We start from the raw sequence: 18,620 nt of genomic DNA on the forward strand, positions 1-18,620 counted from the left end.
AGCCGGCTATGCCCCGTACTGCTGCTGGTAATACTCGCGGTAGCTCCCGGAGACGATTTCGGTCACCCACTCCTGGTTGGCGAGGTACCAGTCGATGGTCTCGGCGATGCCGCGCTCGAAGGTGTAGGACGGTCCCCACCCGAGCTCGCGCTTGGTTTTCGCCGCGTCGATGGCGTAACGGCGGTCGTGGCCGGGGCGGTCTTTGACGAAGGTGATCAGCTTCCGGCTTTCCCCCGCCGCGCGTCCGAGCCGCTCGTCCATCAGGTCGCAGACCAGGTGCACGATGTCGATGTTGCGCCACTCGTTGTTCCCGCCGATGTTGTAGACCTCGCCCGGCTTGCCCTGCTTCAGGACGCGCTCGATGGCCGCCGAGTGGTCCTTCACGTGGAGCCAGTCGCGGACGTTGAGCCCGTCACCGTATACCGGCAGCGCCTTTTTTTCCATGATGTTGTGGATCATGAGCGGGATGAGCTTTTCCGGGAAGTGGTACGGACCGTAGTTGTTGGAGCAACGGGTGTTGAGGGTGGGGAGCCGGAAGGTCTCGAAATAGGCGCGCACCAGGAGGTCGGCCCCCGCCTTGCTCGCGGAGTAGGGGGAGTTCGGCGCCAGCGGCGTCTCCTCGGTGAAGAACCCCTCCGAACCGAGGCTGCCGTAGACTTCGTCGGTCGAAACCTGCAGGTAACGGAATGCGGGGCGGGTCGCGGCGTGGGCGCGGCTTGCCTCCAGCAGGGTCTGGGTCCCCAGCACGTTGGTGCGGACGAAGATCTCGGGGCCGGTGATGGAGCGGTCCACGTGCGACTCGGCGGCGAAGTGGAGCACCGCGTCGATTTTTTCCTCGGCGAGGAGCTGCGCGACCAGCGGCGCGTCGCAGATGTCTCCCTTCACGAAGCGGTAGTGCGGGTTGTCCTGAACCGCGCGGAGGTTCTTGAGGTTGCCGGCGTAGGTGAGGATGTCGAGGTTGACGACGCGGCAGTCGGGATTTCCGGCCATGAAGTTATGGATGAAGTTGGATCCGATGAACCCGGCCCCTCCGGTGACGAGGACCGCGGCGGGAGCAAACGTGTCTGACATGAAACCTCCATATCGGCGCCAAGGCCGGCATTGAAAAAAGGGTCGGTGACGCGCCGAGAGCTCGTGCGGCTCATCCTTGATACACCGGCAGGCGCAAACGTGTCAACCACTTACGCGGAAAACGAAAACGTGGCGCACCGTTGTTGCCCGGCCGTCACTTAGGCATTAGAAAAGGCGGACCGACCCGAGGGAGCCGACCCCGCTCAAGGTGAAGTTGACCATGAACTCGCGGTCACTGATGCGGTCGGAGTAGGAGAAGGTCAGGCTCCAGCATTGCTGCCGGTACTCGAGCGCGTAGCGGGACTCCAGGAAGGCGCCGCGGTCGATGGAGTACCGCTCCAGCGCGGAGGCAACGAACGGCTTGAAGATCGGGTAGGTGAAGCTCCCTTCCAGGTAGTTGACCTGGCCGCGCGAATAGCGGTACCCAAGGGTGCCGCGGTTTCCCGCTTCGCCGGTGGCGGTGGCCGAGACGTTGCCGGTGGAGAGGTTGCCGTCAATCGGGTTGATCCGGCCGTCGGCGCCGAAGGTGACGTCCTTGAACGGGCTCACCCGGGTCTCGACCATGAGGTCGGTCAGGTGATGTCCCGGGTCCACCAGGGTGAGGAGGTCCCGGGGCGGAATCCGGTTCTGGTCTCCGGCGCCGCCGGGGCGGCGGGCCCCGGTGAAGTCGTATCCCTGGGAGATCCGCAAAAAGACGAGGTCGCGATAGGATGGGATCCCGCTTTCCAGATACTCCTTGCGGGTGATGGTGTTGGTGACGGACCAGGTGGCCATGTTGCGCGGGAGCACCCGGTCGTCCCAGTCGAAAAACGGCAGGCGGTCCTGATCCTTGTCCTCGACGAAGGTGTAGCCGACCGAAGGGGTGATCACGTGGCGCACCGAACCGTTGTATACCCGCTCCAGCGGCAGCGAGACCGCGCCTCCGGCGTCGCCGACCCCTACCCCCTGGCTGCCGTTTTGGTCCCCGCCGTAGGTGTTGTAGAAGCGCTGCCGGTAGCCGCCGAACAGGGACAGGTCGAACAGCGAGGCGGGACGGGAGTAAAGCGAGAGCCGGGGCTCAAGCACCAGGCGCTGCCCGTTGGTTCCCTCGCCGCGCTCGAAATTGGTGACGCCGCTGTACAGGGAGAGGAAGGTGGGGCCGATCTTTTCCCCCGCGCCGACGAAATTCACCGCCGGCAGCCGCTGCAGCGACTGCTCGTTGTTCGGTGAGACGAGGTCCTCGACGTAGCTCAGCAAGCCGGTTACGTTGTAGCGCTCCCATTTGTGATCGATGGAGAGGGTGGACTCGAGGTACTGCCGGTTGTACTCCCCGGCTACCTCGCCGAAGTCGCGGTAATACTTGCGGTCGGTGAGGAAGTGCAGGTCGGAGGCGAAGGTGGTGTCGGGGGAGAAGACCTCCAGGTGCTTCTGATTCAGCTCGCCGCGAAAGCCCGGGGCAGCCGGGCCCGAGAGCTGGTTGACCCCCTGGGCCGGCGGGTTCTCCGTCTGGAAGTCGTAGATCCCGTAGGCCTGCAAGGACCCTTCGCTCCCGTGGGCCCGGAGGTAGCGGTAATCGACGGCGGTCCCGACCCCGCGGGAAGACTGCAGGTCGAGCGCGAAGGTCGCCTCCTGGCTCGCATCGATCGCCCAGTAGTAAGGTTGGGTGTAATAAAGCCCTTTCTTGCTGGAGCGGCCGATCCTCGGGAGCAGCAGACCGGACTGCCGGTCCCGCTGCACGGGAAATACCAGGTAGGGGAAGTAGAGGAGGGGGATGTCGCCGGCGTAGAAGACCGCGTCCTTGCCGGTTGCGTACTCGTCCAGGGCGATCTTGATGTCGCGGGCCTCGAAGCGCCAGCTCGGGTGGTCACCGTTGCAGGTAGTGAAGGTGCCGCGGTGGACCTCGTAGTCACGGTCGCCGGTCTTGTCCACCCGCTGTCCCAACAGGCGGAAGTTCGACTTCTTGATGAACAGGTCGCCGTTGAGCAGTTCCCCCTGCTGGGTGTCCAGGTTGATCCGGAGCCGGTCCCCCTTGACCAGATCGTCCCCCTTCTCCAGCCGCACCGCCCCGAGCGCCGTCGCCTCCGCAGTCAGGCGGTTGTAGACGACGCTGTCGGCCATGAGGCTCACCCCCTCGCGCAACAGGCGCACCTTCCCCCGGGCGACATAGCTGTCGCTGGCCGTGTCGAGGGTCAGGGTGTCGGCGTTGAGGGTGACCTCGTCGGCCCGTCCGGAAACGGGGGAGAGGAGCATGCCGACGACTAGGGCACTGGTGCATAGATACGAGGTCGCGGACAGAAGTTACCCCCGAAACGGCTGGACGCCGCGGGAAATGAGGATGCCCCTCGCTTCGCCGACGGTGAAGAGGGAGCCGGCGACCAGGATGAGGTCGTCGGGGGCGGCCGCGGCGCGGGCACGGGCGATGCCGTCGGCAACGGACCCGGCGTCCTCGGCGGCAAAGCCGACGGCGCGACAGTAGCGGGCAAGTTCCGCCGCGGGAAGCGCCCGCTCCAGGGCGGGAGCGACGGCGAAAACCTGCGCCGCGAGGGGAAGCAAAGGAGACAGTATACCGGAGAGCTCTTTGTCGGCCATGACGCCGACCACGAGCAGCAGCCGCCCCCGGGGTACCGCCCGCAGCGACTCGGCGAGCGCGACGGCACCGGCGGCGTTGTGGGCCCCGTCCAGGATGATGTCGGGCGAGCCGGGAAAACGCTCCATCCGGCCCGGCCAGCGCGCCTGTTCCGTGCCGGCGGCCAGGTCGGCCGCAGAGACCGGGAAACCCCGTCCGGAAAGCGCCTCGGCCGCAGCCAGGGCGCAGGCGGCGTTTCCCGCCTGGTAGCGTCCGGGAAGCCCGGGGGCGAGACCGTCCAGCTGCAGCGCCAGGCCGCGGTAGTTCAGCACGTTGCCGTCCCAGCGGCCTTCGAAGTCGGTTCCTTCGACGAGGAGCTCGGCGCCGACTTCGGCGGCCCGCGCGGCGATGGCGCCCGCGGCGTCAGGGTGCTGCCGGGCCGACACGACCAGGCTTTCCGGCTTCACGATTCCCGCCTTCTCGGCGGCGATCTCCGCGATGGTCGCGCCCAGATAGTCGCAATGATCCAGGGAGACCGGGGTGACCACGGTGAGGATCCCGTCGACCACGTTGGTCGCGTCCAGGCGTCCCCCCATTCCCGCCTCGACGATGGCGATTCGGACCCCGCTTTCGGCGAAGTAAAGCAGCGCCAGCGCGGTCACGATCTCGAAGAAGGTGGCTTCCGGCGGAGCCGCCGCAAGAACCCGTTCCGCGAGCGGGGGAACCGCCGCTTCGCCGATTTCGGCCCCGTCGATACGCAGTCTTTCGGTGAAGGAGATCAGGTGGGGGGAGGTGAAAAGGCCGGTGCGGTGTCCGGCGCAGCTGAGCATGGCAGAAAGGAAGGAAGCGGTAGATCCCTTGCCGTTGGTACCGACGACGTGGACCGAGGCGAAAGCGTCCTGGGGGTTACCGAGGCGTTGCAGGAGCGGAGCGATCCGCTCCAGCCCCGGTTTCATTCCGAAACGTCCGAGGGAGAAGATGTGGGCAAGGGTTTGCTGGTAGGTCATGACAGCGGGGGATTATATGTAACCGCTGGCGAAAAGTCCACCTTACAATGAACAATGAAGCTTCACCCTCCCAGGGTGAAGCTGAACGTCGCTCCCTCGTCCGGCACCCCTTCCCCCTGCACGTGGCCGCCGTGGCGGTGTACGATTCGCTGCACGATGGCCAGCCCCACCCCGCTCCCCTCGAAGTCCTCCTGGCGGTGCAGCCGCTGAAAGGCGCCGAAGAGCTTCCCGGCATAGCGCATGTCGAACCCGGCGCCGTTGTCCCGCACGAAGAAGACCTGCTGCCCGTCCTTCAGCTCCGCGCCGAATTCGACCACGCCGCAATCCTTCTTCCCGGTGTACTTGTAGGCGTTCCCCAGCAGGTTCTGCAGCACCAGGCTGAGCAGCGTCTCGTCTCCCAGCGCCTGCACCCCCGGCTGGATCCGGAACTCCACCGCGCGATCCCGGTCGGACTGTTTCAGTTCCTCGGCCACTTTTTCGGCCATGGCGCTCAGGTTGACCTTCTTCAGATGCATCTCGGAACGGGTGATCCGCGCCAGCTGCAGCAGCTCGTCGATCAAAACCCCCATGGTCTCGCACCCGCGGGTGATCCGGTCCAGGTAGTTCCGGCCGGTCGGATCGAGCCGGTCGGCATGCTCTTCCTGGAGGATCTTGGTAAAGCCGTGGATGTGGCGCAATGGCGCCCGCAGGTCGTGGGATACCGAGAAGCTGAAGGCCTCCAGCTCGCGGTTGGCGGCCTCCAGATCCGCCTTCTGGCGCATCAGGTCCGCGTTGAGCCAGGAGATCTCCTCCTCGGCATGCACCCGCTGGGCAATTTCCTGCTTGAGCTGTTCGTTCGCCTCCACGTACTGCGCGGTTCGCTCGGTGACCCGTTCCTCGAGAGCCTCGTGCAGCTTCTTGAGTTCGGTTTCGACGATCCGCTTTTCGGTCACGTCGGAACAGACCACGGCGACCCGTCCCTCGTCGACGGCAAAGGCGCTGACCTCGAAATACCGCCCCAGATCCTTGAGATAGCCGCCGAAGTGCGAGGGGACGCCGGTGCGGGCGACTCTCCCGTAGGTTTCGATCCAGAACGGCTCGATGCCCGGGAAGACTTCCCGGGCCCTTTTACCGACCACGTCTTCGGCCTTGAGCCCGGTGATGTTTTCGTAGCCGGGGTTGAACTGGACGAACTGGTAGTCCACCGCGCGGCCCTCCGGATCGAAGATGATGTCGTGCACCGCAAAGCCGTTTTCCATCTTTTCGAACAGCATGCGGTAGTGCTTTTCGCGGGCGGCGAGGAGCGCGTTGTTGTGGGCGAGGAGGGAAAGTCCGTGGCGGATGAGGACGTACAGCAGCGTCCCGGTTACGGCGAGGAAGGACCATCCTTTCAGGATCTCCAGCCGGGTCAGGAGCGACCGGTCCGGGACCAGGGCGTCGAGCAGGGTGTCGGAGAAAAGGATCCAGAGCGCGCCGACCACCACGTAGGAGCCCACCACCTTGTACGGCAAGCGGGTTATCTGGTCCTGCGTCTGTTGTTGTTCCGGCATCGGCTTCACCCTGTAGCAGTTGGAGTCAGGCGGCACCCCGTCGATGTCATGGCGTGTTCTTGGATGTATCGGCTGCGATCCGTTTTGCTTGAGCGATTTGGCGCTCCCGACTCCGGCGCGCTCAGACCGGCAGGTTGACCGAGAGGAGCACGAGGTATCCGGCACCGCAGTTGCGATAGGAATGGGGGAGCCCGGCGGGAATCCGGAGCACGATCCCCGGGGACATGGCATATTCCTGAGCCCCCACCGTGGCGACGCCTTCCCCCTCCAGCACCTGCATGAGGTGCCCGTACCGGTCGACATGGGTGGCAAACCCACCGTCCGGTTCGACGCGGGTCAGGACGATCTTGGTCGCCCCGTCCAGGAGGGTCTTGCCGAAAACCCCGGTGGCGACGCCGGGACGGACCGGCACCCAGGGGAGCTCGTCGAGATGCGAGGAAACGTTTTCCATGGCGACCTCCGGGCCGGGGGGATGATCCACCGCGGCCAAAACGGTCAACGCTGCGGCCAGGCCAGGCGCAGCCCGAGACCGATCAAGACGCATCCGGCGGCACGGGTGATCCGGTCGCCGAGCGAGCTTCTTTGGTGCAGCCAGGAGCCGATGCTGCCGGCGCCGAGGGCGACCACTCCGAAGCAGAAGAAGGTCAGGATAACAAAAGTGGTTCCCAAAGCCAACATCTGCAGCGGGACGCCGCCCCGGGCCCGGTCCAGGAACTGGGGGAAGAACGCCAGGAAGAAAAGGGCGACCTTCGGGTTCATCACGTTGGCGACGATGCTCTGCCGGAAGATGCTGCGGCACTGCATCTCCCCGGCCGCGGTCCCCTCGGGGAGCAAGCCGGAGCGGCTGCGGATCATGCGGACGCCGAGCCAGGCGAGGTAGAGGGCCCCGGCGTACCTGACGATGGCGAAGGCGGTGGCCGAGGAGACGATGAGGGCCGAGAGCCCGATCACGGCAAAGAAGGTATGGACGAAATTGCCGAGGGCAAAGCCGGCGGTTGCGGCGAGCGCGGCACGACGGCCCTGGGCCATGCCGCGGGTGACGACATAGATGATGTCCGGCCCGGGGGTGAAGATCAGGACGATGGAGGCCAGGGAGAAAAGGGTGAGTTGGGAAAGAGTGAGCATAGGATCCAATGAAACAATGAAACAATGAAACAATAAGGTTAGGCGCAGCCCCCACATAAAACAAGAGACAATGCCGGTTGCCGTCATTGTCTCTTTGTTTCACTGCCTCATGGTTTCATTGTTCTTACGCTTGCCTCATCAACATCTTCAGGATGCTGGAGAGTTGCGCTTTCATCTGCGCCCGATCGACGATCACGTCCACCATCCCGTGGTCCAGGAGGTACTCGGCCCGCTGGAACCCTTCGGGGAGTTTCTGGCGGATGGTCTGCTCGATGACGCGCGGCCCGGCAAAGCCGATCAGCGCCTTGGGCTCGGCCATGTTGATGTCGCCGAGCATCGCGAAACTCGCGGTGACCCCGCCGGTGGTCGGGTCGGTAAGGATGGAGACGAAAGGAAGGCCCGCCTCGCGCAGCTTGGCCAGCGCAGCCGAGGTCTTCGCCATCTGCATGAGCGACAGGATGCTCTCCTGCATCCTCGCCCCGCCGGAGGCGGAAACGATGATCATCGGGGTCTTGCGCTCCAGGGCGCGCTCGATGCCGCGGGTGATCTTCTCACCGACGACGCTCCCCATGCTCCCCCCCATGAAAGAGAAGTCGAACACGCTGATCTCGACCGGCATCCCTTCGATGTTCCCCTGACCGCAGACGATGGCGTCCTTGCTCCCGCCTTTGGCGACCGCCTGGTTGATGCGGTCCTGGTAGCTCTTGGAGTCCTTGAATTCGAGGAAGTCGACCGACACCATGCCGGCGTCGAATTCGACGAAGCTCCCCTCGTCCAACAGGAGTTCCAGGCGCTTCTTGGTGGAGATGCGGTAGTGGTGGTTGCACTTGGGACAGACGTTGAGGTTCTTCTCGATGTCCTTGGTATAGATGGTCTCGCCGCAGCTGGTGCACTTCGTCCAGAGCCCCTCGGGAACCCTCGATTTATGATCCGGCCCCTTCGGCATCGGGGGGTTGCTTCTTTTAAACCAAGCCATATTTTGCCCTCACCAGGGTAATACCCTTTTCCTTAAGATTCTAAAATTCGAAGTTAATTAGCAGATCGGAAAACCAATGTCAAACACTCGCTGGCAATCCCCTGCAAAAACCGGTACTACGAGGCGGATTTAGCGCCGCGGGCGTTTTGCATCCCTTCCTTGAGCGCTTTCACGAAGGAGCCGGCCTGCGCCAGCAGCTCCGCACCCTGGTAGCGCTCGAAATGCTTCACCAGCGCGCTCCCCACCACGACGCCGTCGGAGACCTTGGCCACCTCACCCGCCTGGGCGGGATCGGAGATGCCGAAGCCGACCACCAACGGCACGCTGAGTTCCCCCTTCACCTGGGTCACCCGACCGGCCAGGGTGTCGGCGATTTCGCTGCGGGCGCCGGTGACCCCGGTGACCGAAACGTAGTAGACGAAGCCGCTGGCGAGCCCGGAGACGGTCTCGATGCGGGAGCGGTCCGAGGTGGGGGTGAGCAGGAAGATCAGGTCCATGCCGTGCCGGCCGGTCGCCTCCTTGAGCTCCGCCGACTCCTCGGGGGGGAGGTCCACGATCAAAAGGCCGTCAACCCCGGCCGCCGCGGCGTCGGCCGCGAAACGTTCCGCGCCGTAGATGAAGATGGGGTTGTAGTAACCCATGAGGACGATGGGGATCTGGGTGGAGCTTCGCAGCTCGCGCACCAGGTCCAGGATGGCCGGCAGGGTGGTCCCCCCGGCCAGGGCGCGCTCGGAGGAAAGCTGTATGGTCGGGCCGTCGGCCATCGGGTCGGAGAAGGGAACCCCCAGTTCGATGACGTCGGCGCCGGAGCGCTCCAGTTCGAGCACCACCTCGGCGGTCGTCTTCAGGTCGGGGTCCCCGGCGGTCACGAAGGTGACCAGCGCCGATTCGCCCCGTTTGCCCGTCTCCTCGAATTTGTCAGCAATGCGCCCCATGGGGCCTCCTTGTTCCTGGCAGAAAATAGCTGAGGGGGGAACCGATCCGACGGATCGGTCCCCCCCTGCAAAGTAATAGCTGGTAAAAACTCTAGACCGCCGGCTCCACCGCGGGCTTGATCACCTCGGGAAGCTGCTCGTGGTGCACATGGGACGAGATCTTGAACGCCTCCATCTCTTTGCGCAAAAGGTCGACCTGGCGGAACAGCTTGTAGACCGCCTCGTCCATGACCCGGGTTGCCTCCAGGTTCGCCTCGGTCGCGTGCTGGATGTCCTCCACCGAGACCACGATCTGCTCGCTGCCGCGGCTCTGCTCGTCGCAGGCCCGCTTGATGTGGCGGATCATCTCGGTGATGCTCGCCGTCGACTGCGCGATCAGGCTTCCCACCTTGTTCTGCTCCTTGGTGGAGGCCAGCACCTGCGCGGCAAGCCCCTTCATGTTCTCGACCGCCCCCATGATCAGCTCGCTGCCGACCCCCTGTTCGCGGGTCGCCTTGGCGATCTGGGCCACCATCTCGGAGACCTGCTCCATCGCCTCGCGGATCATGTGACTCCCCTTGGCCTGCTCGACGGTGGTGCGGGCGATCTCGCCGACCTGCGCCGTCGCCTCGGAGACGCCGACCACGATCTTGGCCAGCGCCTCGCCCGATTTCTGGGAGAGGAGCTCCCCGTCGGCAATGGAGCGCTCGGCCTGCTCGATCGCCTCGACGGCACGCCGGGTCTCTTCCTGGACACCGCGGATCACCTGGGAGATCTCGCGGGTGGAGCTGGAGGTCCGCTCGGAGAGTTCCTTGATCTCGTCGGCCACAACCGCGAATCCCTTGCCGTGCTCGCCGGCCTGGGCCGCGATGATCGCCGCGTTGAGGGCGAGGAGGTTGGTCTGCTCGGCGACTTCGTCAATGACGGAAAGGATGTCGCCGATGTCCCCGGCACGGTCGGAGAGGGTCGCGATGACCTCGGAGGTGATCAGCGAGGCGCGTTTGATTTCCTGCATCCCCTCGATCACCGCCTCGACCGCCTCTTTGCCGGTCTCCGCGTCGAGGCGGACCGCCTTGGAGATGGCCGCGGTCTCGTTGGCGTTTCTTTCGACCTGCTTGATGGAGCTGTCCATCTGCATGACCGAGGACGCCGTCGAGGTAGCCACTTCCATGAGGCTCACCACGCCGTTACCTACCTGCTTGATCGATACCCCCATCTCGACGATCGAGGAACTGACTTCGCCCACCGACTGGGAGAGGTGCTCCATGTTCTGCACCACCTCTTCGACGCTGGAGGCCATCTCCAGGATGGAGGAGGCGCTCTCCGAAGCGGAGAAGGAGAGGGAATCGACCCCTTGGGCGACCCCCTTCACGGAGGCGCCGATCTGGACGATGGCCGAGGAGGTCTTGGAAACGCTCCCGGCCTGCGTTTTCGCCGCCTGCACCACCGAGTGCGACGCCTTGGACATGGTCTCGGAGATGCCGGCCAGTTCGTTGGAGGAACGGGATACCTTGCCGATCATCCCGGAGAGCTTCCCCACCATCTCGTTGAAGTCGTGCCCCAGGCGGCCGAGCTCGTCTTCGGAATCGACGGTGACCGTGGCGGTGAGGTTCCCCTCGGCCCCCAGGTTTACCGCGCTCGCCATCACCTTGATCCGCTGCACCATGTTGCGGGTCGCCAGCATCCCCAAAACCAGCGCGATCACGATCGCGCCGAAGATGACCGCCGCGAAGGTGAGTCCCGCCGAGCGCTGGATCTCGGTGATCTGGTTGTTCGCCTCGTTGATCTTGCTGACCACCTCGAGCAGGATGTCGTCCAGGTTGGTCTTGGCCTTGTCGGTTGCCTCGTTGAGCTCCTTGGTGGCCAGCCGGTTCAGCTGCGCATCGACTCCGACCCCCGACTGCATCAGCTGCGTCTTGCGCGCGATCAGCTGGTCGGCGACCTTCTCGAAATCCTCCCAGCTCGCCAGGAACTTGCGCGTCCGCTGGTCGACGATGCTTCCCTTGTTGACCGGACGCAGCCCGAGCTTGCGGTTCCCTTCCAGGATGTTCTTCACCTGCGCCTGCAGGATGTCCCGCTGCATGCGGTAGTCCTCGACGTGATCGCTGAGCTCCTCCGGGTTGGAACTCACCATCGCCGCCTCCATCAGGCTCACGTGGCAGTTCTTCTGGGAAACGGAGATCAGCAGGACCTGCTTTTGCTGCACGTAGAGCTGCTGCAGGATGTTCTGCACCTGCCCCACCACCCGCTTCATGCTCATCGCCCCGAAGATGCCGGTGAAGGCAACGATCAGGGCCATGACCAAGAAGGAGGCGATGAGGCGGGAGCCGATGCTGGTATTCCTCATCTGGTTAGCGCTCCGCTTGGATCAGAAGGTAGTTGAGCAGATCGACGGCTGCCTTTACCTCTGCTTTGGACATGTTGGAGTCCGGCTTTCGCAACATCTTCACCCCGTACGCCTTGGTGGCGCTGCGGTCGAAGGGCTGGCCGGAGATCGGGGCTACGCCGGTCTTGATGGCGACGATGGTCCGTTCCAGGGTATGGCACTTGACGCAGCGGACCCGGACGATGTCGTAGTTCGCCTTCATCTGGGGGGTAAACCCGGACGGGTCGAGACGCATCGCGTCCCCCCTGCCGACGATGGGGAGTCCGGCATGGGCAAGCCCGGACGAAAGTGCAACGAGGAAAAAAGCCACAACAATCCTTCCCATTGAGCATCCTCCGTTTTGCGCTGCAGCCAGTGATGGCGTGCCGCGGCCTGTGCCGCGGGGCCTGGGGTCTGGTTCCCCGTTTAGAAGCTGAAAGAAAGGGACGCGAGGGTGATCCGGTTGCGCCGCTCCGGGGTCACCTCGTAGTTGTACTGCAGTGACGTCCGGACGTTTTGCAGCGGGGCATACACGATCGCGGGTATGTAGCGGCGGGTCACCCCCACCGCGTCGTCCTGCAGCTCGTACCGAAGGACGGCTGCAAAGTTCACCGGAGCCCCGAAGAGATATTCCCCCTCGAAGGCGAAGGCGTGGGTCTCGTTGTCGGCGGCCGGGCGCACCGGGGTGAAGTCGGGGTTGCGGTCGGCGCCGAAGACGCCGCTCCCCTTCAGGCGCAGCCGCTTGTAGATGAGATCGGCCTCGGTGCCGGCCCGATAGAAGCGGTTGCCGTTCTGGCCGATCCCGTTCAACCCTGCGATGTCGGCATCCCGCCCGACGTAGTAGAAGCCCCCCAAGGTCAGGGAGAGGTAATCCCACACGCTCTCCTGCTCGAGGTCGAGCTCCGGCTCCTGCCCCTTGAGATCGGTCCCGCCGAATTTGACGGAGATGTGCCCGTAGCCGTCCTTGGTGTTCTGCCCCTTGCGGTCGACCACGCCACCGGCGACGAACACCCGGTTCCCGAGGATGGCGTTCGCTTCCAGCGCGTCGGAACGGCTGTCGACACTGAACTGGGAACGCCCCACGGTGTACGCGGTCGAGGCGAAGGAAGGAACCGGAATCAACCGGTCGCTTCGCTTCCAAAGCGAGAGTTTCGGCTCCATCCGGCCGATCCGGAAGTTCACCGGCGTACCCAGCGCATGGCGCCAGAGCGCATAAAGCTCGTCGATGTCGGGGCGGTTGGTGTTCGGCGTGAGGACGGCCCCGTTCTGCGTCCCCTGCGAGTAAAGGTTGTAGGTGACAAAGAAGCCGGCCGCCTCGCGGAAGGCTCCCCCCGCCTGCAGCCTGAGCGCACGGGCCGCGAGGTCGAGCTGGTCCTTGTCCGAGGCATCCTTGTCGTAGGTCACGTTCAAGGTGCCCGTGAAGGAAATCGGGATCTGTTCCGGGATTCCGGCAAGCCAGAGCCCCTCGCTGCGCGGCTTGGCCGGCGCCCCTTCGGCCGGCGCCTCGGCGGCGCGGGGCTTGCCGGGGTAGACGTAGCCGTTTTTCAGAAATGCATCGCCGAATTCGTTGAGTTCCGGGTAGATCGTGTGGCAGGTGGAACACTCGGTGTTGTGCTGGCGGGCGAACGCGGGGATGGCGTGGGCAGTGCCGGGGCGCAACAGCGGCGCCAACGCGACCGCAAACGTCAGCACCGCCAACAGAGTACGGCTTTTCATTTGACCCCCCAAGGGCAATTTGCAATGCAATTGAAACAGGATGAGACCGTGCGGAGAAAAAAGGCTGTTCCCCTGTTAAAGGGATAGGCTGGCCCCGCCGATTATTACAGGAATGCAGGCGTGAAGTCAACTTATGATCATCTTTCAGGATTAACCGGACCGGCCGGAAACCGGCAGGTTGCGTGGATGTGGCAGCGACATGGTAGGAGCGACATTTCCGTCGCGACCGGTTCGGTCCGGATAAAGCAGGGTAGCGGCTTTCCTGTGGGAGCGCCTTTCCTGGCGCGATCACCGATCACCGCCTTCGGCGGATCGCGCCAGGAATGGCGCTCCCACAGCAAAAACTGATGGCGCTCCGCGCGCCGGCTGAGTCGTGCTGGGATCGCAGACCGCTCTTTTCCCTACTTTTTTCCTCGTGAAAGTGCTAATTTCACCGGGCGATGTTCTCTTGATGGAGGGGTTTTGCAATGAAGCTGAAAACGGCACTCCCATTTCTGCTGTTGCCGCTGGCATTGACCGCCTGCGGCGGTGGCGACCCCAGGCCCGCCGACGTCTCCGCCGTGCAGGCGGCCCAGTCCTGCATCGGCTGCCATAGCGACGCGGTCTCCCCGGGGACGGGACAATCGATCGTCCAGGAGTGGAGCGCCTCAGCCCACGCCGCCGGCAACGGCGCCTCCTGCGCCGACTGCCACGAGCCCGCTCCGGGCCATCCAAACCAGTGCAGCACCTGCCACGGCGGCGGGACCCCCACCGGCTACGAAGTCACCATCAATCCCGATCAAAGCGGCAAGTGCGTCAAGTGCCATGCGCCGAACGCGGCGCGCCATCCGCTGGGCGCCGGCATGTTCCACTTCGACACCCATCTCGTCGCCAACACCAACTACTCCACGGCGCGGTACGTCTCAACCCAGTATCAAAACCGCTGCACCGCGTGTCACAACCCGCATTACAACACGCTGCTTCCCCAACACCGGCAATGGAGCCAGTCGCTGGGGGACGTGACCAAAGCCCCCTGGAATCAATACGACTTCAAGACGCGCGGCAACCCCATCCCGGGTGCCACCCCCGAGAACTCGACCGGGTCGAACTGCGTCCGCTGCCACACCAGCACCGGCTTCATCCGTTACGTTTCCTCAGGATTCACCGACATCCGCCCCTTCGGGGCCCCCGGGGACAAGACCCACGAGGTCATCGCCTGCGACGCCTGCCACCTCGGCAGCACCGGAAGAAGCTACGACTACAGTAAGATGCGCTCCGTGCCGGCGGCAGTCGGCTTCTACAACTTCTCCAACGCCACCGCGAAGAAGGTCCTGACGTCGTACCAGTTTCCCGACGTGGGGGTGTCCAACCTCTGCGTTGTCTGCCATACCGGTCGCGGAACCGGAGACCTGATCAAGGCCGTGGACCAGCGCGGCGAGAGCTTCAGCAGCCTCGCCCTGATCAACGCCCACCACCTCCCTGGGGCCGGGGTGGTATTCCGGGAGGTCGGCTTCCGGTTTTATACCAGCGCGGAAAAGTATGCGGTGGGGGACTACCTTCACGACCAGATCGGAACAGGCAATTTCCGAGGGACCGGGACCGTCGGCCCCTGCGTCGGCTGCCATATGAACACCGACCAGACCCACCTGTTCTCCCCCGTCGTATTGAACAGCGACGGAAGCATCCAGTCGATTGTCAGCGCCACCTGCGCGCATTGCCACACCGGCACTACCGCCTGGACCCCGGCCCTGCTCGAGGCGAAGCGGCAGGGATATCTGAACGCCCTGGGCGCGCTGAAAAAGCTGTTGGTACAAAACGGCATCAACGTCGGCGCGGCTTCCTGGTATCAGACCGCCCGCAACTGGAACCTGGCTCCGCTCGGCTCCTCGGTACTCGGCTCGACGGTGGTCCCCGGCTCCGGCGGGGTCAAGGCCCACGCCTACACCATGGGGAGCGCGGCGAACTACTATGTGTTAACCGAGGACGGCGGGAGCTTCGCGCACAATCCCGACTACACCAAGCGGCTCCTCTACGATTCGATCGACTGGCTGCTTTCCACCAACGGCAACCTCGGCAACGACGTGGCCGGCTACCTTGCGACCAACGGGTTCACCGACGCCGCCGCGTACCTGTTCGACGACCCGCAACATCCGGGAAGACCATGAAACTATTGCTGCACATGTGCTGCGCCCCGTGCTCGATCTACCCGGTGCGGGAGCTTCGCTTCGCCGGGGTCGACGTGACCGGCTATTTCTACAACCACAACATCCACCCCTACACCGAATTCCGCTCCCGGCTCGACGCGGTGAAGAGCTATGCGGAACAGATCCAGTTGGAGGTCGTGATCCGCAAGGATTACCAACTGGAGGAATTTCTCGGCGCGGTCGCGGCCGACCCGAAATCGCGCTGCGGCTACTGCTACCGCTCCCGGCTGGAGGAAACCGCCCGTGCCGCCGCCGAGATGGGCTTCACCCACTTTTCCTCGAGCCTGCTCTACAGTAGGTATCAGCAGCACGAGGCGATTAAAGCCGCTGGGGAGGAGTTCGGCGCGCGCTACGGCGTGCAGTTTCACTACGACGACTACCGGCGCGGCTGGCAGGCGGGGATCGACATTTCCAAGGAGATGGGGCTGTACCGTCAGAAATACTGCGGCTGCATCTACAGTGAGAAGGAGCGGTACTACAAAGGCAAATGAACAATGAACAATGGACAATTGACAATGGACAATGCCTATACCTCCCTCCCCTTCAAGGGGAGGGTCGGGGTGAGGAGGGGGTTAGTTGTCAATTGTCCATTGACTTGAGGTTCTCTTGGGAAAAAGCCTGATCATAATGGGGCTGCTCATCGCGCTGATCGGCGTGGTGATCACCTTTGCCGGAAAGATCCCCTGGCTGGGACGTCTGCCGGGAGACATCTATATCAAGAAGGAGAACTTCACCTTCTATTTCCCTCTCGCCACCAGCATCATCGTCTCGGTTATCCTTTCGTTCATCCTCTGGCTGCTGCGCAAGTAGTTTCCGATAGCAAATAAAGAAAGGGCACAGCAAGCACGCTGCGCCCTTTCTCTTTTCATTCATGTAGGGTGGGCAGCCCTCTGCCCACCGTCATCGTCCGCGTGGGCACAGAGTGCTCACCCTACGAGCTCATCCAATATTCCAGACAAAACCAAAATGCGCTACCCCGTGTCAGGAGCGACATTCTTGTCGCGATTGCCCACCGGGGATCGCGGCAGGAATGCCGCTCCTACAAGTGGAATCCGCACCGCGGTGGTTTTGGAAGAACCCAGACTCGTCTAGGGCCCGATCTCGGTAATCTTCCCCCCCTTGGAGAGCTGGAAGAGATGCCCCCGCCAGTGAACCTTGTTCCCCACCAGCGACAGCGCCCAGACGAAGAAACCACAAGCATCGCGAAACGGTAAAAGCCACAACCACCCCGGCAGCAGGTCATCCTTTACATATCTTCTGCTGTAAATGGTGCAGACCACGGAGCGGACGACATACAGAAGCGCAGCCGCGGCAAACCCGGCCGCGGAGAAGCCGGAAACGATCACGGCCAGCGCCGCTCCGAGGAAAGGAAGCGTAATGCCTGAAGCCAGGTATCCTCCCGGCCGCGACACCCGCATGGTCCGCCCCCACCGGAGCTGGCGCACCAGCACTTCTTTCACGCTTTCCACGCCGTGCATGATGCTTTCCACGAACATCGGGGAGAGCTCCAGCCGGTATCCCGCCTTGAAGATCTTGTTCCCCAACTGGTAGTCGTCAGCCAAGTAATCGACCAGCGCCTCGAAACCGCCGATCGCCTCCAGCGCGGAGCGACGAAAGGTCATGGATGCCCCGAGGGCGAAGCTGAGCCCCTCCAGCTTGAGCGCCACCAGCACGTTCGGGATCATCTCACAGGAAAAGCCGAGCGCCTCGATGGCGCAGCCGGTCCCGACGATCCCGGAGCTGCGATAGGGGGACGTGACGAGCCCGACCTCGGAATCGGCAAACGGGGCGCAGACCGTTCTGAGGAAGTTCGGCTCCACGCGGATGTCGCTGTCGCAGACGATCAGGATGTCGTGCTTGGCGCGCGGGAAGGCATGCATGAGGTTGCAGACCTTGTAATTGGCGCCGTGGATGGCGCCGTCGATGACGAGCTCGATATCGAGGTGCGGGAAGGCCTCACGCACCCGCTCGATGACCGTAATGACAGGATCGCTCGGGGATGCGACGGCGAAGACGATCTGGTGGAGGGGGTAGTCCTGGCGGCAGAAGGAGGCGAAGTTCTCGAAGCTGTCCGCGTCCATCCCCTTGACCGGCTTGAGGATGGTCACCGGCGGAGTGAAGGCCGGATCGACGATGAGTTTTCTGGTGAAGAAGCTACGCCCGCAATACAGGGTGATCAGGGAATAAGCCAGTGCGGGAAGAACCAGAACGAACGGCAGTAGTAAATGCAATGGACAATTGGCAATGGACAATTGACAGAGAACCCCGCTGTTGAGTTAGGAGCGGCTACCGCTCGCTGTGAATAAACTACCCTCCCCCCAGCCCCCTTTGACAGAGGGGGCTGGGGGGATTTGCCTTTGAGTTCTTGCAGACCCTTTTCATTGCAATGAACCTGGAACCTTACAACCAAATCCCCCTAAATCCCCCTTTTTCAAAGGGGGACTTCAAACCCCGGTGATCCAACGACTCCCCCCTTTGAAAAAGGCGCGCCGGGGGGGATTCGCCTTATCAATTCGCCTCGACCATTACCAGGTACGGTGCGTACTCCGGCCGGTTCAGTTGGCGGTGGCGCCAGACGTTGAACTTCTTGGGGGGCAGGGCCGAGCACCATGCTTCCACCGCGCGGGCTTCCTCGTCGCCTCCGGGATGCCCGGTATATACGGCAATGGTCAGAATCCCTCCGGGGAGCAGGAGATCGAGCGCCTGCTGCAGCGCCGCCACCGTGCTTTCCGGGCGGGTGACCAAAGAGGGGTCTCCCCCCGGCAGGTAGCCGAGGTTGAACACCGCCGCCTGCAGCGGCCCGGCGACATGATCGGCAATACCTTCGTGCCCGGATTGCAGCAGCTCCACGCGGCCGGCCACCCCCTCCCGTTCCAGCAGCTCCCGGGTCGCCGCGATGGCGCTCTCCTGCAGGTCGAACGCCCAGACCTTTCCCGATGGCCCGACCAGTTGAGCCAGTAAAAGCGTGTCCTGCCCGTTGCCGCAGGTGGCGTCAACGACTCGGTCCCCCTCCCCTACTCGTTCCCGCAGGAAGTGATGGGCCAGCGGCACCGCTCCGCGCAGGGGAATTCTTCGGACAGACATACCCCATCCTCACCCTGTCCCTCTCCTTGAAGGAGAGGGGACGTTGAAAGCTACCTTGTCGAAATAGCACCGGCTCCCATCGGAAGGCACCAGCCCTGTGGGAGC

The 18,620-nt window shown here is 63.7% G+C and carries 16 protein-coding genes; 3 read left to right on the top strand and 13 right to left on the bottom strand.

The features are described from left to right. Positions 1-6: 6 nt before the first annotated feature. The 11 genes from rfbB to JFN93_RS23495 form a co-directional block, all read right to left on the bottom strand. A complete protein-coding gene (gene rfbB, locus JFN93_RS23445; protein ID WP_199386810.1) occupies positions 7-1,071 on the bottom strand; it encodes a dTDP-glucose 4,6-dehydratase in 1,065 nt (354 codons plus the stop codon). Positions 1,072-1,236: 165 nt separating this feature from the next. Next, on the bottom strand, positions 1,237-3,300 hold the full coding sequence (locus JFN93_RS23450; protein WP_199386811.1) for an LPS-assembly protein LptD: 2,064 nt from the start codon (positions 3,298-3,300) through the stop codon (positions 1,237-1,239). Positions 3,301-3,348: 48 nt separating this feature from the next. Continuing rightward, entirely contained in the window at positions 3,349-4,572 is a 1,224-nt protein-coding gene (locus JFN93_RS23455; protein WP_328754568.1) for a folylpolyglutamate synthase/dihydrofolate synthase family protein, read from the bottom strand. A gap of 113 nt (positions 4,573-4,685) precedes the next feature. Further along, positions 4,686-6,152 carry a sensor histidine kinase gene (locus tag JFN93_RS23460; protein ID WP_199386813.1) on the bottom strand — a complete coding sequence of 489 codons (1,467 nt, stop codon included), beginning with the start codon at positions 6,150-6,152 and terminating at the stop codon, positions 4,686-4,688. 121 nt (positions 6,153-6,273) lie between these two features. Beyond that, positions 6,274-6,603: a cupin domain-containing protein gene (locus JFN93_RS23465; RefSeq protein ID WP_199386814.1), complete on the bottom strand. Its 330-nt coding sequence runs from the start codon at positions 6,601-6,603 to the stop codon at positions 6,274-6,276. 44 nt (positions 6,604-6,647) lie between these two features. Further along, complete coding sequence (locus JFN93_RS23470; protein ID WP_199386815.1) at positions 6,648-7,277, bottom strand: LysE family translocator; 630 nt, start codon at positions 7,275-7,277, stop codon at positions 6,648-6,650. A gap of 124 nt (positions 7,278-7,401) precedes the next feature. After that, a complete protein-coding gene (gene accD / locus JFN93_RS23475) occupies positions 7,402-8,253 on the bottom strand; it encodes an acetyl-CoA carboxylase, carboxyltransferase subunit beta (protein WP_199386816.1) in 852 nt (283 codons plus the stop codon). Positions 8,254-8,369: 116 nt separating this feature from the next. Next, positions 8,370-9,188: a tryptophan synthase subunit alpha gene (gene trpA, locus JFN93_RS23480; RefSeq protein WP_199386817.1), complete on the bottom strand. Its 819-nt coding sequence runs from the start codon at positions 9,186-9,188 to the stop codon at positions 8,370-8,372. Between the two features lie 91 nt (positions 9,189-9,279). Then, positions 9,280-11,514 carry a methyl-accepting chemotaxis protein gene (locus JFN93_RS23485; RefSeq protein ID WP_199386818.1) on the bottom strand — a complete coding sequence of 745 codons (2,235 nt, stop codon included), beginning with the start codon at positions 11,512-11,514 and terminating at the stop codon, positions 9,280-9,282. Positions 11,515-11,518: 4 nt separating this feature from the next. Then, positions 11,519-11,878, bottom strand: coding sequence for a cytochrome C (locus JFN93_RS23490; RefSeq protein ID WP_199386819.1), 360 nt, complete (start codon positions 11,876-11,878; stop codon positions 11,519-11,521). 80 nt (positions 11,879-11,958) lie between these two features. Continuing rightward, positions 11,959-13,248: a cytochrome C gene (locus tag JFN93_RS23495; protein ID WP_199386820.1), complete on the bottom strand. Its 1,290-nt coding sequence runs from the start codon at positions 13,246-13,248 to the stop codon at positions 11,959-11,961. Between the two features lie 467 nt (positions 13,249-13,715). Between JFN93_RS23495 and JFN93_RS25865 the strand changes: the two genes are divergently transcribed. The 3 genes from JFN93_RS25865 to JFN93_RS23510 all read left to right on the top strand — a co-directional run bounded on the left by JFN93_RS25865 (position 13,716) and on the right by JFN93_RS23510 (position 16,241). Next, positions 13,716-15,392: a cytochrome C gene (locus JFN93_RS25865; protein WP_199386821.1), complete on the top strand. Its 1,677-nt coding sequence runs from the start codon at positions 13,716-13,718 to the stop codon at positions 15,390-15,392. Then, on the top strand, positions 15,389-15,922 hold the full coding sequence (locus tag JFN93_RS23505; protein WP_199386822.1) for an epoxyqueuosine reductase QueH: 534 nt from the start codon (positions 15,389-15,391) through the stop codon (positions 15,920-15,922). Before JFN93_RS25865 ends, JFN93_RS23505 begins: the two co-directional genes overlap by 4 nt. Before the next feature lie 115 nt (positions 15,923-16,037). After that, entirely contained in the window at positions 16,038-16,241 is a 204-nt protein-coding gene (locus JFN93_RS23510; protein WP_199386823.1) for a DUF2905 domain-containing protein, read from the top strand. Positions 16,242-16,519: 278 nt separating this feature from the next. Here JFN93_RS23510 and hpnI read toward each other — a convergent pair whose 3' ends face one another. Both hpnI and JFN93_RS23520 read right to left on the bottom strand, forming a co-directional pair. Then, positions 16,520-17,662, bottom strand: coding sequence for a bacteriohopanetetrol glucosamine biosynthesis glycosyltransferase HpnI (gene hpnI / locus JFN93_RS23515; RefSeq protein ID WP_199386824.1), 1,143 nt, complete (start codon positions 17,660-17,662; stop codon positions 16,520-16,522). Positions 17,663-17,939: 277 nt separating this feature from the next. Beyond that, positions 17,940-18,515, bottom strand: coding sequence for a class I SAM-dependent methyltransferase (locus tag JFN93_RS23520; protein WP_199386825.1), 576 nt, complete (start codon positions 18,513-18,515; stop codon positions 17,940-17,942). Between the last annotated feature and the right edge of the window lie 105 nt (positions 18,516-18,620).

Source organism: Geomesophilobacter sediminis (assembly GCF_016458275.1).
GTDB lineage: Bacteria > Desulfobacterota > Desulfuromonadia > Geobacterales > Geobacteraceae > Geomesophilobacter > Geomesophilobacter sediminis.

Coding starts and splice junctions, on each gene's coding strand:
- JFN93_RS23520 (WP_199386825.1), bottom strand. CDS start 18,515: ATGTCTGTCCGAAGAATTCCCCTGCGCGGAGCGGTGCCGCTGGCCCAT.
- JFN93_RS25865 (WP_199386821.1), top strand. CDS start 13,716: ATGAAGCTGAAAACGGCACTCCCATTTCTGCTGTTGCCGCTGGCATTG.
- JFN93_RS23470 (WP_199386815.1), bottom strand. CDS start 7,277: ATGCTCACTCTTTCCCAACTCACCCTTTTCTCCCTGGCCTCCATCGTC.
- rfbB (WP_199386810.1), bottom strand. CDS start 1,071: ATGTCAGACACGTTTGCTCCCGCCGCGGTCCTCGTCACCGGAGGGGCC.
- JFN93_RS23465 (WP_199386814.1), bottom strand. CDS start 6,603: ATGGAAAACGTTTCCTCGCATCTCGACGAGCTCCCCTGGGTGCCGGTC.
- JFN93_RS23460 (WP_199386813.1), bottom strand. CDS start 6,152: ATGCCGGAACAACAACAGACGCAGGACCAGATAACCCGCTTGCCGTAC.
- trpA (WP_199386817.1), bottom strand. CDS start 9,188: ATGGGGCGCATTGCTGACAAATTCGAGGAGACGGGCAAACGGGGCGAA.
- JFN93_RS23495 (WP_199386820.1), bottom strand. CDS start 13,248: ATGAAAAGCCGTACTCTGTTGGCGGTGCTGACGTTTGCGGTCGCGTTG.
- JFN93_RS23485 (WP_199386818.1), bottom strand. CDS start 11,514: ATGAGGAATACCAGCATCGGCTCCCGCCTCATCGCCTCCTTCTTGGTC.
- JFN93_RS23450 (WP_199386811.1), bottom strand. CDS start 3,300: ATGCTCCTCTCCCCCGTTTCCGGACGGGCCGACGAGGTCACCCTCAAC.
- accD (WP_199386816.1), bottom strand. CDS start 8,253: ATGGCTTGGTTTAAAAGAAGCAACCCCCCGATGCCGAAGGGGCCGGAT.
- JFN93_RS23455 (WP_328754568.1), bottom strand. CDS start 4,572: ATGAAACCGGGGCTGGAGCGGATCGCTCCGCTCCTGCAACGCCTCGGT.
- JFN93_RS23490 (WP_199386819.1), bottom strand. CDS start 11,878: ATGGGAAGGATTGTTGTGGCTTTTTTCCTCGTTGCACTTTCGTCCGGG.
- JFN93_RS23505 (WP_199386822.1), top strand. CDS start 15,389: ATGAAACTATTGCTGCACATGTGCTGCGCCCCGTGCTCGATCTACCCG.